14 protein-coding genes are annotated in these 15,970 nt (G+C 40.7%); 9 read left to right on the top strand and 5 right to left on the bottom strand.

Features of this window, described 5'->3' with window-relative positions; all coding sequences use genetic code 11:
- The first annotated feature begins 597 nt into the window (after positions 1-597).
- The 5 genes from parE to DYI25_RS06825 all read left to right on the top strand — a co-directional run bounded on the left by parE (position 598) and on the right by DYI25_RS06825 (position 8,068).
- Positions 598-2,577 carry a DNA topoisomerase IV subunit B gene (gene parE / locus DYI25_RS06845; protein WP_342032482.1) on the top strand — a complete coding sequence of 660 codons (1,980 nt, stop codon included), beginning with the start codon at positions 598-600 and terminating at the stop codon, positions 2,575-2,577.
- Positions 2,574-5,015, top strand: coding sequence for a DNA topoisomerase IV subunit A (gene parC / locus DYI25_RS06840; RefSeq protein WP_213367663.1), 2,442 nt, complete (start codon positions 2,574-2,576; stop codon positions 5,013-5,015). The genes parE and parC overlap by 4 nt, the downstream gene beginning before the upstream one ends.
- Before the next feature lie 203 nt (positions 5,016-5,218).
- On the top strand, positions 5,219-6,646 hold the full coding sequence (locus DYI25_RS06835; RefSeq protein ID WP_213367662.1) for an alanine/glycine:cation symporter family protein: 1,428 nt from the start codon (positions 5,219-5,221) through the stop codon (positions 6,644-6,646).
- 91 nt (positions 6,647-6,737) lie between these two features.
- A complete protein-coding gene (locus DYI25_RS06830; RefSeq protein WP_213367661.1) occupies positions 6,738-7,496 on the top strand; it encodes a hypothetical protein in 759 nt (252 codons plus the stop codon).
- A gap of 80 nt (positions 7,497-7,576) precedes the next feature.
- Positions 7,577-8,068: a staygreen family protein gene (locus DYI25_RS06825; protein WP_213367660.1), complete on the top strand. Its 492-nt coding sequence runs from the start codon at positions 7,577-7,579 to the stop codon at positions 8,066-8,068.
- A gap of 667 nt (positions 8,069-8,735) precedes the next feature.
- On the opposite strand, the gene DYI25_RS22420 is transcribed toward DYI25_RS06825, so the two are convergent.
- Positions 8,736-9,071 carry a hypothetical protein gene (locus DYI25_RS22420; RefSeq protein ID WP_249745271.1) on the bottom strand — a complete coding sequence of 112 codons (336 nt, stop codon included), beginning with the start codon at positions 9,069-9,071 and terminating at the stop codon, positions 8,736-8,738.
- 522 nt (positions 9,072-9,593) lie between these two features.
- Here DYI25_RS22420 and DYI25_RS06815 point away from each other — a divergent pair.
- Entirely contained in the window at positions 9,594-9,977 is a 384-nt protein-coding gene (locus DYI25_RS06815; protein ID WP_213367658.1) for a four-helix bundle copper-binding protein, read from the top strand.
- 97 nt (positions 9,978-10,074) lie between these two features.
- Here DYI25_RS06815 and DYI25_RS06810 read toward each other — a convergent pair whose 3' ends face one another.
- Complete coding sequence (locus DYI25_RS06810; RefSeq protein ID WP_213367657.1) at positions 10,075-10,638, bottom strand: flavin reductase family protein; 564 nt, start codon at positions 10,636-10,638, stop codon at positions 10,075-10,077.
- A 135-nt stretch (positions 10,639-10,773) separates the two neighbouring features.
- Between DYI25_RS06810 and DYI25_RS06805 the strand changes: the two genes are divergently transcribed.
- Positions 10,774-11,013, top strand: coding sequence for a hypothetical protein (locus DYI25_RS06805; RefSeq protein ID WP_213367656.1), 240 nt, complete (start codon positions 10,774-10,776; stop codon positions 11,011-11,013).
- A gap of 161 nt (positions 11,014-11,174) precedes the next feature.
- Positions 11,175-12,395, top strand: a complete 1,221-nt coding sequence (locus DYI25_RS06800) for an MFS transporter (RefSeq protein WP_213367655.1) — start codon at positions 11,175-11,177, stop codon at positions 12,393-12,395.
- A 42-nt stretch (positions 12,396-12,437) separates the two neighbouring features.
- Here DYI25_RS06800 and DYI25_RS06795 read toward each other — a convergent pair whose 3' ends face one another.
- Both DYI25_RS06795 and DYI25_RS06790 read right to left on the bottom strand, forming a co-directional pair.
- Entirely contained in the window at positions 12,438-13,397 is a 960-nt protein-coding gene (locus DYI25_RS06795) for a nucleoside hydrolase (protein WP_213367654.1), read from the bottom strand.
- Between the two features lie 174 nt (positions 13,398-13,571).
- Positions 13,572-14,138, bottom strand: a complete 567-nt coding sequence (locus DYI25_RS06790; RefSeq protein WP_213367653.1) for a class I SAM-dependent methyltransferase — start codon at positions 14,136-14,138, stop codon at positions 13,572-13,574.
- A 210-nt stretch (positions 14,139-14,348) separates the two neighbouring features.
- Between DYI25_RS06790 and DYI25_RS06785 the strand changes: the two genes are divergently transcribed.
- Positions 14,349-15,590 carry a dicarboxylate/amino acid:cation symporter gene (locus DYI25_RS06785; protein ID WP_213367652.1) on the top strand — a complete coding sequence of 414 codons (1,242 nt, stop codon included), beginning with the start codon at positions 14,349-14,351 and terminating at the stop codon, positions 15,588-15,590.
- A gap of 116 nt (positions 15,591-15,706) precedes the next feature.
- Here DYI25_RS06785 and DYI25_RS06780 read toward each other — a convergent pair whose 3' ends face one another.
- The gene (locus DYI25_RS06780) at positions 15,707-15,904 is read right to left on the bottom strand and encodes a YbxH family protein (protein WP_213367651.1); all 198 of its coding nucleotides are present in this window, start codon (positions 15,902-15,904) and stop codon (positions 15,707-15,709) included.
- Positions 15,905-15,970 lie beyond the last annotated feature (66 nt).

The following is a 15,970-nucleotide window of genomic DNA, read 5'->3' as shown; positions in this document are numbered from 1 at the left end:
CCTCCATAAATGTATTTGTTCTTATGTTGCTGTACAACTTAAAAAATTAACGGCGGAAATCGCTGGGAGTTTAAAGGGATTGTGATTGTGGAAGTGAGAAGAACAATTGAATCTAAAAATAACAAAACAGCATAGTAAATGACATGAAACTCTCACATAAGTATCCAAAAAAACGATTTTTTATGACAAAATTCCAATTAATTCTTGAAATCAGTTTGCCAAATCCCAATTAATCGCTACAATTAAGCATAGACGCCATTCATATGGTAAAATAACTAAGAGAACAATTGTTCTGATACTGATAAAAGGATATATAATCCGTTATCCTCTTTATCAATGGCTCTTTTCGTAAACTGTTGTTTTCGGAAGAAAAGAAAACGGGTTCTGGGTTTTAACGAGTCTTATGGCTTTATTCAATACGGTCAGCAAGACATGCAACCTCAAGCCTATAAGTTCGCTCGGGAAAAGACATTTTATACGGGAAGCAACATCAATGCGAAAATAGCCTTATTAAAAAAGACGAATACTTAACGAATTCATTGACACTATACATAAAAAACGTCAATGTTGTTTGCAAGAAGTGAAAGGGGTATGTTCGTGGCAAGAAATCAGCAATCTTTTGATTATAATGATGATGCCATACAGGTACTAGAAGGCCTTGAAGCGGTTCGCAAAAGGCCGGGTATGTATATCGGCAGCACGGATACACGGGGGCTTCATCACCTCGTATATGAAATCGTTGATAACTCTGTAGACGAAGCACTAGGCGGCTACGGTAGTCAGATCATCGTCAAAATTCATAAAGATAATTCTATCAGCGTCCAGGATAAAGGTAGAGGTATGCCTACAGGGATGCATAAGCTTGGCAAACCGACTCCGGAGGTTATCCTTACTGTCCTGCATGCAGGCGGAAAGTTTGGACAGGGCGGATATAAAACGAGCGGTGGCCTTCATGGTGTAGGTGCTTCCGTTGTAAACGCATTATCAGAATGGCTGGTTGTTACCATAAAACGTGATGGCTTCGTCTATGAACAGCGTTTTGAGAATGGCGGAAAACCAGTGACGACGCTCGAAAAGATCGGAAAAACCAACCAAACAGGAACTACAATCCACTTTAAACCTGACCCTGAAATTTTCTCTACATTGACATATAACTATGACACCCTCTCGGAACGTCTTAGAGAGTCTGCCTTTTTGTTAAAAGGATTGAAAATAGAGTTAATCGATGAGCGCAATGATGTAAAGGATGTTTTTCATTTTGAGACTGGGATCCAGGCATTCGTTGAATATTTGAACGAAGAAAAAGATGTGATGCATCCAGTTGTCAGCTTCGAAGGTGAATACAGCAAAATAGAAGTTGAGTTTGCATTCCAATTCAACGATGGGTACTCAGAGAATGTCCTATCATTCGTCAACAACGTCCGAACGAAAGATGGCGGGACGCATGAAGCGGGTGCCAAGACAGCGATGACCAGGGTATTCAATGAATATGCCCGCAAGGTTGGCTTGATTAAGGAAAAGGACAAGAATCTAGAAGGCGCTGACATTCGGGAAGGATTGGCCGGCATAGTCTCAGTGCGCATTCCTGAAGAACTGCTTCAATTTGAAGGCCAGACTAAGGGAAAACTGGGGACAAGTGAAGCAAGATCTGCAGTCGACTCAGTCGTTTCTGAACACCTTTCTTATTTCCTTGAGGAAAATCCTGATTTCAGTACATTGCTGATCCGGAAGTCCATCAAGGCTTTCCAGGCACGTGAAGCTGCCCGCAAAGCACGTGAGGATGCAAGAAGCGGCAAGAAGAGAAAGAGATCAGATGCGATGCTATCCGGCAAACTGACTCCAGCTCAATCAAAGAATCCTGCAAAAAATGAACTTTACCTGGTAGAGGGTGATTCTGCTGGTGGTTCTGCCAAGCAAGGCCGCGACAGAAAGTTCCAGGCTGTGCTCCCTTTGCGTGGTAAAGTCATCAACACGGAAAAAGCAAAGCTACAGGACATTTTCAAAAATGAAGAAATCAATACGATCATCCATGCAATTGGTGCCGGAGTGGGATCTGACTTCAATGTAGAAGACGTCAACTATGACAAAATTGTCATCATGACGGATGCCGATACTGACGGTGCCCATATCCAAGTGCTTTTACTGACATTCTTTTACCGCTATATGAAGCCGCTAATCGAAGCCGGCAAAGTATTCATTGCATTGCCGCCGTTATATAAGGTCAGCAAGGGAACGGGCAAAAAAGAAGTTATTGAATATGCCTGGAGTGACGAGGAACTGAAGGACGCGATGAAAAAGGTCGGCAAAGGCTATATTATCCAGCGTTATAAGGGACTCGGAGAAATGAACGCCGATCAGCTTTGGGAAACGACCATGGATCCCGAAACACGGACATTGATCCGCGTGCGTATTGACGATGCAGCAAGAGCAGAGCGACGGGTGACGACCCTTATGGGGGATAAGGTGGAACCACGCAGGAAGTGGATTGAGTCCAATGTGGCGTTTGGCCTGGAGGAAGATGGAAACATCCTAGAAAATGAAAATATCTCAGTTGCAGAGGAGGTTGCTGACGAATGAGTTCAGTTGAAAAATTTCGTGACCTCCCTTTAGAAGACGTATTGGGCGACCGTTTCGGCCGCTATAGTAAATATATTATTCAGGAACGTGCACTTCCTGATGCAAGGGACGGGCTCAAGCCTGTTCAACGCAGGATTTTGTACGCTATGCACGTGGAAGGCAATACAAGTGAAAAGGGCTTCCGGAAATCAGCCAAGACAGTCGGTAACGTAATTGGTAACTACCACCCTCACGGTGATTCCTCTGTATATGAAGCAATGGTCCGTATGAGCCAGGATTGGAAAGTGCGGAACTATCTTGTCGATATGCATGGGAATAACGGAAGCATCGACGGTGACCCTCCAGCAGCTATGCGTTATACAGAAGCAAGATTGTCGGCCATCGCAGGTGAACTACTAAGGGATATCGAAAAAAGAACAGTCGAGTTCATTCCAAACTTCGATGATACCTCGAGCGAACCGACAGTTCTACCTGCAATGTTCCCTAACCTGCTAGTGAATGGATCAACAGGGATATCAGCGGGTTATGCGACCGATATTCCTCCACATAACTTAGCGGAAGTTATTGATGGGGTCATCATGAGGATGGACACCCCTGCATGCACTGTTGAGGATCTAATGAAAGTCATAAAAGGTCCGGATTTCCCGACAGGAGGAATCATCCAGGGTGTTGAGGGCATCACTAAAGCATATAAAACTGGTAAAGGAAAGATCATCGTTCGCGGCAAAGCCGAAATTGAAGATATCCGAGGCGGCAAACAGCAGATTGTCATCACAGAAATTCCTTATGAAATCAACAAAGCTAATCTGGTCAAACGCATTGACGAATTCCGACTTGACCGTAAAGTGGAGGGCATTTCAGAAGTGCGTGATGAAACTGACCGCACAGGGCTGCGTGTCGTGATTGAACTAAAAAAGGAAGCAGACGCAAATGGCGTCTTGAACTACCTTTATAAGAACAGCGATTTGCAGATTACGTATAACTTCAATATGGTTGCCATCAACAAGAAAAGACCTGTATTGATGGGACTTGCTGAGCTGCTTGATGCATATATTGACCACCAGAAGGATGTTGTGACTAAACGTTCCCAATATGAACTTCAAAAAGCTCGTGACCGCCAACATATCGTTGAAGGACTCATTAAAGCTTTATCGATACTTGACCAGGTAATCGCAGCAATCCGTGCATCCAAGGATAAGCGTGACGCCAAGGATAACTTGATCAAGAAATTCGACTTTACCGAAGTCCAGGCTGAAGCCATTGTATCCTTGCAGCTTTACCGTCTGACGAATACCGATATTACTGCCCTTCAAGGTGAGGCAGAGGAGCTTGCCAAGAAGGTAGAGGAACTTACCGCAATCCTAGGCAGTGAGAAAAAGCTATTATCGGTAATCAAAAAGGAACTGAAGGATGTCAAAAAGCGTTTCTCAGATGAGCGTAGAACAAAAATCGAGGAAGAGATTGAGGAAATCAAGATTAACCTTGAAGTTTTGATCGCAAGCGAAGATGTCATTGTAACAGTGACAAAAGATGGTTACGTAAAACGGACAAGCCAAAGATCTTATGCCGCATCCAACGGGCAGGATTTTGCGATGAAGGATACGGATAGACTGTTTTCGCAGTTAAATATGAATACAACGGATGTCTTGCTGTTGTTCACGAATAAAGGCAGCTACCTATACTTGCCTGTCCATGAACTTCCGGATATCCGCTGGAAAGACCTTGGCCAGCATGTAGCAAATCTTGTGCCGTTAGACCGGGATGAAGAAATCATAAAAGCTGTTCCAGTCACAGATTTCGGACAGAATTTATTCTTCTTATTTGTGACAAAGAATGGCATGGTAAAAAAATCTGAATTAAATCTTTATAAAGCACAGCGGTACTCCAAGCCACTAACCGCAATCAATGTCAAAGGTGAGGACAGAGTTATCGATGTACATGTAACCAATGGGGAGAAGGATTTATTCCTTGCATCACATCTCGGCTATGGTCTATGGTTCAGCGAAGAAGAAATCAGCCCGATTGGGATCAGGGCAGCTGGCGTTAAGGGGATGAACCTGAAGGATGGAGATTATGTTGTCGGCGGGAAAATAATAGACAACACTAAAAACCACTCCATTGTCATCGCGACACAGCGTGGTGCCGTTAAGAAAATGAAGCTGTCTGAGTTCGAGAAAACTTCTCGAGCGAAACGCGGTGTTGTGATGCTGCGTGAATTGAAAGCAAATCCTCACCGGATTGTTGGTGTGGAGGCTGTCAATGACGAGGATGAAGTATTCTTCCAGTCAGAAAAACAGCATATTGTATCTGCAAAAGCTTCTGAATTAAGGTTTAGCGATCGTTATACAAATGGATCATTCCTGGTAGATGAAAGTGAAACTGGGAAGCTTACAGGCATTTGGAAAAGCCAGAATGAACAAGATAAAGACTCGCAATAACAAAATTTTCAACAAAAAACACAGTAAAATTGCTGTGTTTTTTGTTTTTTGCACCATAATGAGGGTATTACATTGGTAACTTCCTCTCTGTCTGGGGCAAAGCTGATAATGGGAGTGAAGTACCATTGTAAAGCGATTACTATTTTGGTACATTAAAAACTATATTTAAATAGTTTTGTCTAAAACGAATAAAGGAGTTTTTTATGGAGATTCTCAACAACATCATATCCGAATTAAACAACTATATGTGGAGCTATGTCTTAATTGCTGTCCTAGTTGTATTGGGTACATATTTTACGTTCAGGACCAGGTTAGTTCAATTCAAATACTTTCCTGAAATGATCAGGGTACTTAAGGATCCAGCCACCGTATCTTCTGAAGGGAAAAGGGGCAGGTCTTCATTTCAAGCATTTACGGTCAGCTTGGCTTCAAGGGTTGGTACAGGTAATCTGGCCGGAGTCGCAACAGCAGTTTCTGCTGGCGGGCCAGGAGCTGTTTTCTGGATGTGGATTATTGCCCTAATAGGAGCAGCATCAAGCTTCATCGAAAGTACTCTTGCTCAAATTTATAAGGTAAAGGACAAGGACGAATTCCGTGGCGGCCCAGCTTACTATATGGAACGCGGATTAAATAAAAGGTGGCTGGGAATTTTATTTGCTGTCATTATTGTTTTTACGTTCGGTCTCGTTTTCAGTTCTGTTCAATCCAACACCATTTCCCTTGCCTTTGACCAGGCATTTGGAATCGATCGCTTTTGGATGGGAATCATTTTAACTGTTTTGACTGCCGCAGTCATTTTTGGAGGTATCAAAAGGATTGCTTTTGTATCACAAATAATCGTGCCAATCATGGCGGTATTATATTTAATCCTTGCATTGTTCATTGTGATCATGAATTTCAGTGAAATTCCCGCTATGCTCTCACTGATCGTCAAGAACGCTTTTGGCTTACAGGAAGTAGTTGGCGGGGGAATGGGAGCAGCGGTCATGATGGGTATCAAGAGAGGTCTATTTTCTAACGAGGCTGGTATGGGTAGTGCTCCAAATGCAGCGGCTACTGCTGCAGTCACCCATCCAGTAAAGCAAGGCCTAATCCAAACATTGGGTGTATTTACGGATACATTATTGATTTGTACGGCAACAGCCTTCATCATCATTATGTCAGGCGAATATACGAATCCTGATTTAGATGGTATACAGTTAACGCAGGCAGCACTGACAGCGCATGTCGGCTCATGGGCACCAGCGTTCGTCGGCGGAGCTATTTTCCTTTTTGCCTTCACTTCGATTATCGGAAATTACTATTATGGAGAAACGAATATTGGTTTCATCAAGGAAAGCCCTACAGCTTTATTTATTTATCGTCTTGCTGTTATGGGAATGGTATTGTTCGGTTCAGTTGCCGAATTAGCCATTGTTTGGAATCTGGCGGACCTTTTCATGGGAATAATGGCATTAATCAACCTTGTAGCTATTACCTTGCTTGCAAAAATAGCAATGGCTGCGTTAAAGGATTATAGAGAACAGCGAAAACAAGGAAAAGACCCAGTTTTTTATGCTGACTCAATTGAAGGCTTGACAGGAATAGAGTCCTGGGAATACCGAAAGCCCGCAGAATCCAAGAACAAATGATAATAATCAACCCCTTTGACTCAATCAGAGGGGTTTTTTGTGCATCTTTTTACCATAACTGGAGATGTTAACTATAACGAGGTGATGCATAATGAAAAAGGAGTTATTAATTACGTTCAGCGCGTTCTTTTTTATGTCGTTTACCGCCTTTACCGGCGTATATGCAGGGGAGTCCATTGAGAAGACGGTGACGATTTCAGAAGATAAAGTTGATATTACCGGAGACGGAAAAAAGGATTTGATTTATGTCAAAGGTGTGCCTTATGAAGAAGGTGCACAGTTTCTTAAAAAGATTTTCTTGAAAATAAAAGCATCAAATGGGGAAATATATAAAATCGATCTTGAAGGTGGATACGATCCCACTACTAATTATAAAGATTTGAACCACGATTCCGTGAAGGACATCTTTATTAGTGTCCCTACGGGAGGAAGTGGGGGTCTCTCGAATTTTTATTTATATAGTTTAAAGAATTTCAAAGTTGCCAATCTGAGTGTACCAGAACCTCTGTCAGTAAGCAGCCAATTTCAAGATGGTTACAAGGCCTCCATTAATATTGAGGAAACAGGACAATCATACAGTTTTGATCTAAGCGACAGAAAAGAGGAATACGACCGCTTGGGTCTTTATCAGGATGGAAAATTGAATGAACCAACAGAATTAATGGTTCTTCCTTTTGGAAGATTAAAGCCGATGAAAGTCAAAAATGATCTTTACGGATTAAAAGGGAGCCAACGAATAAATGGCGCTTATAATGCGGATGGAATCGCCAATATTGAATCGACCTGGTTATATGAAAATGGAAAATGGCAATTACAAAACGCTAAGGTTAAAAGCCTGAATTCTCAGTAATATAGGCGATTGTCACGAACTTCTGGCGTCTGGCATAAGCTATCGAAAAAGGATTCTTTTTCGGAAAGGAGCCTTCTGACGTGAGCAAATTCAAGCCAGAACGATTGACTGTTAACTTTATTCCTCCAGCAACTGCTTTTGTGCCTATAGACAGCAGGAAGTATACTTTAACACATTCCGACATCACTGGAGAACTGTTTCTGGGAATCGGAAATGTCTATGACTATCAGGCAATCAATTACGATATGCGGGATGAAGTATTGGCAGACTGGGTCACAATTAACGGTGAATACTTGCTGTATGGAAAGGTGTATATCAGCAACGGAGAGTACGATCTGAACATGTCCAGAATCCGATATATGATTTTTAAGAAAGAATTAGATTTAGCATTGACTGCGATGATTTATGGAGATAGAAGCTTCTTCACATATTATCCATGGCTGCTCGATGCGCCAATTTACGTACAGTTTTCATCGATCTATCCAGAATTTAATAAAGTAGGTTACTACGGTACACCAAGAACGTATCTTAACAAAGTGAATAGTGAAAGAACACCAGAAGCACAGGCATGACACCTGTGCTTTGTTTTATAAACTGTACGTATTGCAGAGGTAGATACATAATAATATTATGTAAACTGTTAGATAGAGAATTAATAGAGTATATAGGAGAATTGAATTTATTTTAGTTCAAAAATATTAATGATTACTGATGATAATAAGAATTGACCAATTTTACTTTAAAGTTAAATTTTTTTCTAAGATCCAGGGGATCAGTTGGAATAAAATGAAGTATACAATTAATTTAGTTAAATAATTAAAAGTGAACGAAGTAAAACCAAACTGAATTTAGTGATCAAAACTTAATTTGTTCAAAGAAAAAAATATGATGTATAAATACTTATGAAAATTTGATTCTGTCTCACTGATTTAAGTATACTTTGTGATTGAGACAACATCTGAGTTTATTCATTTGACTTCCTAGAATTTATGTTATGTAAACTAGAAAAAAGATTTTTATAGAAACGCCCCAGCTAACCTCTCCTGCCTTATTAACGAATGCAAACAACGGTCACTTTATGAGTTGTTTGCATTCGTTAAGCCACCTACACTCATTTTTGTTGATAGCTTAACGATGTTTGCTTTTCATACTTGATTAGTTTGATTCCGGCCATTGGCATTTGAACTCTTTAAATTAAAAACTGTTCATTTAAGTTAACTATGCATGACTATTTTAATTTTATTTCTCTGGCTTTTTAGGTCGATTCCTTTTTACAGTTATTATAAATGCAGCCCATTTCAATATAAATATAGCAGCGATAATAACAAGAAATGGCTTTTGCAGCCAGTTATACTGCGCGAATCGGAAAAAGAAAAGAAAGAAAGTGGTATGCAATATAACCAACATGAACAGAGTGCCACTTTGTCTTTGAAGATGCTCCCACCCCTTATCCCCTAATATCTTAACAGAGCGATTATTTGATATCAGACTAAGCAATAGCAGATAGATCAAGCTAACAAAACCAATTAGATTTGCTAGTGTAAAGCCTGGGTCAAAATCAAGCTGGCCTGTCACCTGGTTAACTCCAATGATTAATCTAATTGGTTCCCAGTAAAACCAACCCTTGAAAAGTATATAAAGATGCAATAATACCATTATTGTGCACCATATCCCCAATTCTCTTCTCCAGGATAAAAAGCGCTGAAAAACAGGATGAATTTTGCCTAACGGGCCTAATATCATTGTAATTATTAGAAAAAATAGGGCGACATCCGCAAATGCTCTGTTCCAGGAATGCATGGAATTCCAGTCTGATCGGGTATAAAGAAATATATAACTCAATGAAAATGCCATGACTGAAAGAAAAAAATGTCTTTTTATAATTACCACCTCATTCCCCTTTTCAAAAAGAAGCGTTAAAGGTATACCTGATTACTTGGTTTTGTTCAGTAGCTAGAAGTTAAGCACTAATTTAGAAATAAACGATTATTTTTAAGTGTCCCCTGCTTCCCGCCGCCTTAAATTGCAGTAAGTGAAAAAGCACAGTTTTGATAGTTCTTCCATATCATGAACCGTATAGAAAAAGGAGGTATGGATATGAACCCTATTCACACGGGAAGTCATATGGATAATCAAAAAGCAGCTGTTGCAGGCGTTATGGGAGGCCACGATACCTTGCTGGCAATGGTACAGCATTGTGAAGCAACCTGTGAACATATGGTAACCCATTTGATTTGTGCACACCATGATAATCGAAGAGATATGCAAATCCAGTTATTGAGGGATTGTGCGGATATTTGTACACTTATGGCCAAATACCTTGCACGAAACAGCTGCCATGCAAGGATGTTAGCCCATGTTTGTGCTGCTATATGCGAAAACTGCGGAAATGAATGCGCGAAATTCCCTGACATGATGTCACAGCAATGTGCGCAAGTTTGTTTTCATTGTGCCCAGGCTTGCAGGGTGTTCGCAGGATAATTATTTATTTACGCCCTAAATTTAAACTAGTATAAGAGAAAAGCTGTTATCCAATGCAGCTTTTCTTTTTTTGAATCCCCAATGTCCTCATTTAAAATTAATTTTCTTTTACAGTATGGGTAACAAATTGATTCTCATTATCAACCACTGTATAAGTGGACCTCCCTATATATAGAGGAATCGCAAGCTTCTCGAAATCTGGCAATCCATTATCAAGGAATTTATCTTGATCCCTGTAAAACTGTACGATATTTGCAACGAACCAATCATGGTCGCCATAACCATTGCGGTCGATAACTTCACATTCATATGCTATATAAGCATCACGGAGTATCGGTGAGTTTGTTGCTGATCCATGGTCAAAACTGATGTTCGCCAAGTCAAATTTATTGACCTTTGAACCCGAATACACACCTGCCTGTTGAATAAGATTAGAATATTCAGATGGCACAAAGTTTATGGCGAATTTGCCTGCAGATTTAACCAGAGTATAAGTATGACGCTCACGGCCGATGGCTACTCCATAAATGGGCGGATCATAGGATATGTATGAGTGCCATCCAGCAGCCATGATATTATTTTCGCCCTTATGTGTAACGGTAACCAGTGCGACCATTCCTGGATAACTATGCATTACCGTTTGATTAATTAATTGAATCATTATTAAGGTCCCTCCTTTTACTATTTAGCGTTAGATTTACTAAGAAGCATGGGCAACTGTCTATTTTTTCTTTTCTTATACCATCAGGTTTTGAGTCACATATCCTATAATGAATAAATTACAGGAGGTTGCTCAATGAATTATCCCCAAACGTATTTTCACAGACAAGATCAGCAGAATGATGAAAGGATTATTCCGCTATTGTTCCTTACCGCTGCAGTCCCTGCTTTTTATGGCGGGTATGGATTCGGAGGTCCATGGTATGGTTATGGACGACCTGGATACTGGTACGGCCGCAGACCCTGGTATGGATTTGGCCGTCGTCCGTGGTATGGATTTGGTCGGCGCCCCTGGTATGGGAGGCCGTGGTGGTAAATTGAAAATAATAGAGCTCCCTGTTCTTCAGGGGGTTTCTTCAATCCAGATAAGGAATTTATTCAATTATAACAAAAAAACTGAAATTTCGTATTGCGAAGCAAATTCAAAATCTTTAAAATAAAACAGAATAACTAAACCTCATGATTAAGGGAGATCTTATGAATCGCAAAGTTTTTCTTTATGTAAAAGCATTTTCTGATCTTGGAACCTTTATGGATTTAATCGCAATCAATGTTTTAATGTATATTGCAACAGGAAGTCCTGCCTGGCTTGCTGCTACCATGGCGTTCAGGACATTAGGCGGAGTTTTATCGAGCTTATTTTCAGGTGTTCTTGCTGACCGTTTTGACCGCAGGAAAATCATGATATGGACCGATGTTTTTCGGGCAATCATCATCCTGAGCTTGATTCCCTTCCCTAATCCGGTCATGATTCTGATTGTTTGCTTCTTGATTGGTTTGACGAGCAGCTTTTTTGCTGTTAGCTACAGTGCTGAAATACCGCAAATTTTCGGCCAGGATAAGGTATTGGAGACAAATGCTCTTATTTCAAGACTAACATCAATCAGCTTAGTTTTAGGGTTCATTGGTGCTGGAGTGATTACAGATTTTCTTGGTTATCAGGTTACCTTGATCATCGACGCTGCCACTTATCTACTTTCTGCAGCAGCATTAAACAAAATTAAGTGGCAAACAACTAAGCCAGCTAATTCAGGAATGATAACTAATGGAGTTAAACAGAAAGTTTCCCAGATTGGTAAAGATTTAAAAGAAGTATATTCTTTCATCCTTTCAGTACCGATGTTATTATACGTCAATATCGTTTTCCTCGTGGGTTCATTTGCCGGTGCCTCTCATAATCTTGGAATTCCTTTGTTGGCAGACTCAATAGATTCCAGCAAACAAAGCTTGATTTACGGACTCATTTGGGGTGTCTGGGGAATGGGCTCTGTGTTAGCCACCCTTCTTCTGCCGAGAATGAAATTCCTGCAGGGTAACCAGTTGTATCGTACATATTTTCTCGCAGCGATTTTGATGTCGACTGGCTTCATAATCTTTCTGTCAAATATGAATGTTTGGATTGTCCTGATGTTTGCGTTCTTTACTGGGATTTTTGATGCCTGCTTCACCACCTTGCACGCAACAATCCTCCAGAAAACGGATAATTACATTAGAGGAAGAATATTTGGAGTTGGCATGCTGTTAAAATCATTAGGATTTGCACTTGGTTTTGTCGTTGCCCCTATCCTGTTAGAAGCTTTGTCATTGACTAAAATGGTCTGGATTTTCCATGGAACCTTGATTACCTCAAGCTTTTTGGTGATGCTATATTCAAATGCTAATAGGAAAAAGTATAAGGAAGTAAATCAAAGTGTATAACTGAAAAAGGAACTCCCAATTTTACGGGAGTTCCTTTTTCAGTTAACTTTTAGCTTGAGTGTCTCCCATGAAAACAAGGGTGAAATCTTCAATAAAAGCTGGAACGTCTGCTTCCATGCCTATCCAGTCCAAATTCTCTTCTGGTTCTTTCTCAGGCTTGGGCCTGAAGTCAGCCATACTTTTACCTCGGGCGCGCCCAAACAATTCTACTGTTACTCGTCTTGGCAGATATTTCACGAGATTCTTGTTCACAAGTGCACTCAAGGTAATCACATCATGGAGTGGCGCCCCCTGTATGCCAGGGACATTCTTTTTATACGCTTCAAAGTAATAATCATATACCGGTTTAATCAGATTTTTAAAAGGAGAATGGCTGTTTTCGGCAAGGTAGTCTATTACCTCTGGTGGAATGATGGCTTTATTTGTGATATTCAGAGGATGTAGAAATACGTTCCGGGCCTTCTCTAAAACCTGGTTAGCCGCAATCGGATCGGCATAAAAATTTGCTTCGGCTTCCGCTGTGACATTGCCTGGTACGAGGAAAGCTCCTCCCATGATATAGACAGCATTGACTGTTTTGAACGCTTCCTGGCCATAAAGGATAAATGGGATTGCCAGTTCCGTTTGCCTTCCGACACCGACGATTACCAGGTTATCAGGGTACTGATTAACAATTTCAAGGATTTTATCAATATCATAAACTTTTACTTCTCCCAAATCCTCTGGGGGCCTGATCGGACCAAGTCCTTCTGGTCCGTGTATTTCCGGATAAAAGGTAGCAAGTTCACCAGATAAAGGTCCAGATGCCCCTGCGATGATCGGTATATCCTCTCTTCCTCCCAGCTGCAATAAATAAGCTGTGTTATTTATTGCCTGTTCTTTAGTGATATTTCCATATCCAGTAACTACCCCCACAACATTAAGTTCCGGATGCAGCAAGGCATACATCAGCGCCAATGAATCATCTACCCCTGAATCCGTAAACAGCAGGATATTGTACATGGCTCCCCTCCTTATTTTCCTTTAAAGGTGTTTTCGTATGATTTTCGCTGATGGCTTCTTTTTTTCGAGTTTGCCTGAACTAAAGTTCAGATAAAAGTTGTTTGTATTTGCGAATATGGCCCTTTATCAGTATATGTTTCCTTTAATAATGTTCATTCGTGCTTTTCTTTATAATCAAAATTCGTGCGTATTCTGGCAAAAAATCGTCTGTCGTCCTTCCTGCTCATTTTCCTCAAAATAGAGAATCTTCCACTCTCTGAATTCTTTGAGCAACTCATTCGATTCCAACTTATATTGATTCGAAACATGCTGGTTTCCAGCTGATCCATTTTTATAGAAGGTCTCGAAAAATAAATATCCATCAGTATTGATGGCCTGTTTTATAAGAGGAAATAAAGACCGGTCTAAATAATATGTCATTACCGCTAAATCGTATTTACGGCTGGTTAAATCAGATCTTTCTTTCGTGAGATCGGCTACTTTTGCCGTAATACGCAACTTTCGGTTGGCTGCCTGATTTCGCACATAATTAATAGCAACGTCAGAAATATCAATAGCAGTTATGTCATAGCCTAGCTCTGCCAGATAAATGCTATTGCCTCCCAGGCCCGAAGCAAAGTCGATCGCTTTCCTTCCGTTTAAATAAGCAGCCATATCTAGCAACCTTCTATTTGGTTCTGGCGGATTCCGGTTTATCAGCCTATCCTTGTATTTTTGATTCCATTTATCTTGAGCATTCACAATATATCACTACCTTCGGAAATATTAACAAAAATATACCATAAATGAATTGCTCTCTCATTTATAGATATATTATTAAAATATTCAGAAAATATATTGCGATTTCAATGAAAATTAGTCATACTTTAATTGTAACTAAATATTTATAATTAACAGTTATTTTAGTAAGCGCTTTCATTCTTTTATTTTTTATTTTTAGGAGGAGATGAAATGTCACTGACACGCAAAATCCTGTATGGGATGGGACTGGGTATTATTGTCGGTCTTATTTTTAACTTAGCTTTGCCTGGAGTGTTCGAAACAGTCAATAGTTATTTATTTGTCCCCCTTGGTAAAATTTTTGTCAATTTGATTAAAATGCTTGTTGTACCTATTGTCATCGTTTCTCTTATACTAGGAACTGCGGGAATTAGTGATCCTAAGAAGCTCGGCAGGATCGGCGGCAAGACGATTTCCTTCTTTCTCATCACCACCGCAATTGCCTTAGTTCTGGCGATTGGAATGGCACTTCTGGTTCAACCAGGTTCAGGCAGCTTCCAATTGGATGGCGCAAGTTTTGAAGCTGCAGAGGCACCGCCGGTTATTGAAACACTATTGAATATTATTCCTGCCAACCCTCTTGGTGCCATGGTCGAGGGTTCTATGCTCCAGGTGATCGCATTTTCGATTATCATTGGCTTTGGTATAGCAAGAGTTGGTGAAAAAGCATCTGGACTGATCAAACTGGTCGAACAGGCCAACGAAGTATTGATGTATATAGTTCAGGCTATCATGAAATTTGCACCATACGGGGCTTTCGGTTTGATTGCTACAGCAATCGGCAGTCAGGGACTGGAGGCAATCGCAGCAATGGGTAAATATATGTTCGTGGTTCTGTTTGTACTACTGCTTCATCTGGTAATCACCTATGGTTCAGCAGTATCCTTGCTTGGAAAACTGAATCCAATTAAATTCATCAAAGAATTCTCACCCGCAATGATTGTAGCATTCAGCACTTCCAGTAGTGCAGCGACCCTGCCTATTTCAATGAAAACATTGCAAAACAATCTCAAGGTATCAAAAAGTGTCAGTGGTTTCGTACAGCCGCTGGGAGCCACGATCAATATGGATGGAACGGCCATCATGCAAGGAGTTGCCACCATCTTCATCGCCCAGGTTTATGGAGCCGAACTTGGACTCGGCCAACTATTGACTGTCATATTGACTGCGACTCTTGCAAGTATCGGAACAGCAGGCGTCCCTGGAGTGGGTTTGATTATGCTGTCAATGGTATTAACTTCAGTAGGATTGCCTGTCGAAGCTATTGCTTTAGTGCTGGGGGTTGACCGTCTCCTTGATATGTGCAGAACAGCTGTGAACATTACCGGGGATGCTGCCTGCGCGGTCTATGTTGCTCGCTCTGAAGGAGAAACATTAGGAGAGGGTGAAATGGAGGAGAATATTACTGCATAAAAGGAGAGAGATTTCTTTCTTCAATGCTTAGGATGATAGCAGCTGCCCTTTTATTAGAGCAGCTGTTTTTAGTTCAGATTAATCAAGGCTGGTTATATCTGTGGACTTTTGAAAACTCATGAGTCTATTCCATGCTTTTCGCAATACTGGCCGATTAATCGCTCAGTAAGACTCGGATCAGGAGCTTCGCCAACGAAGGTGAATTTCAACTCTTCAATGAACTCCCCTTTGTGATAAACGTGGATAGCTCCGTCCTGGTTAATCACACTATATTCAGGTTCGAAAATATAACCGCCCCGTTCTACAGCACCCATCTGCTTTGCCCTCCATTCTATGTGTGTAGCCAATCTACTTTATAACCAGCTTCACTTTTTTAGCGC

Origin of the sequence: Mesobacillus boroniphilus, from assembly GCF_018424685.1 — a bacterium.
In the GTDB taxonomy this organism is placed as follows: Bacteria; Bacillota; Bacilli; order Bacillales; family Cytobacillaceae; genus Mesobacillus; species Mesobacillus boroniphilus_A.
The sequence above is the reverse complement of the archived record's forward strand: the minus strand, read 5'-3'. Positions and strand labels throughout refer to the sequence as shown.

Coding starts and splice junctions, on each gene's coding strand:
- DYI25_RS06810 (WP_213367657.1), bottom strand. CDS start 10,638: ATGATTCAATTAATTAATCAAACGGTAATGCATAGTTATCCAGGAATG.
- DYI25_RS06795 (WP_213367654.1), bottom strand. CDS start 13,397: ATGTACAATATCCTGCTGTTTACGGATTCAGGGGTAGATGATTCATTG.
- DYI25_RS06830 (WP_213367661.1), top strand. CDS start 6,738: ATGAAAAAGGAGTTATTAATTACGTTCAGCGCGTTCTTTTTTATGTCG.
- DYI25_RS06800 (WP_213367655.1), top strand. CDS start 11,175: ATGAATCGCAAAGTTTTTCTTTATGTAAAAGCATTTTCTGATCTTGGA.
- parC (WP_213367663.1), top strand. CDS start 2,574: ATGAGTTCAGTTGAAAAATTTCGTGACCTCCCTTTAGAAGACGTATTG.
- DYI25_RS06780 (WP_213367651.1), bottom strand. CDS start 15,904: ATGGGTGCTGTAGAACGGGGCGGTTATATTTTCGAACCTGAATATAGT.
- DYI25_RS06815 (WP_213367658.1), top strand. CDS start 9,594: ATGAACCCTATTCACACGGGAAGTCATATGGATAATCAAAAAGCAGCT.
- DYI25_RS06785 (WP_213367652.1), top strand. CDS start 14,349: ATGTCACTGACACGCAAAATCCTGTATGGGATGGGACTGGGTATTATT.
- DYI25_RS06805 (WP_213367656.1), top strand. CDS start 10,774: ATGAATTATCCCCAAACGTATTTTCACAGACAAGATCAGCAGAATGAT.
- DYI25_RS06835 (WP_213367662.1), top strand. CDS start 5,219: ATGGAGATTCTCAACAACATCATATCCGAATTAAACAACTATATGTGG.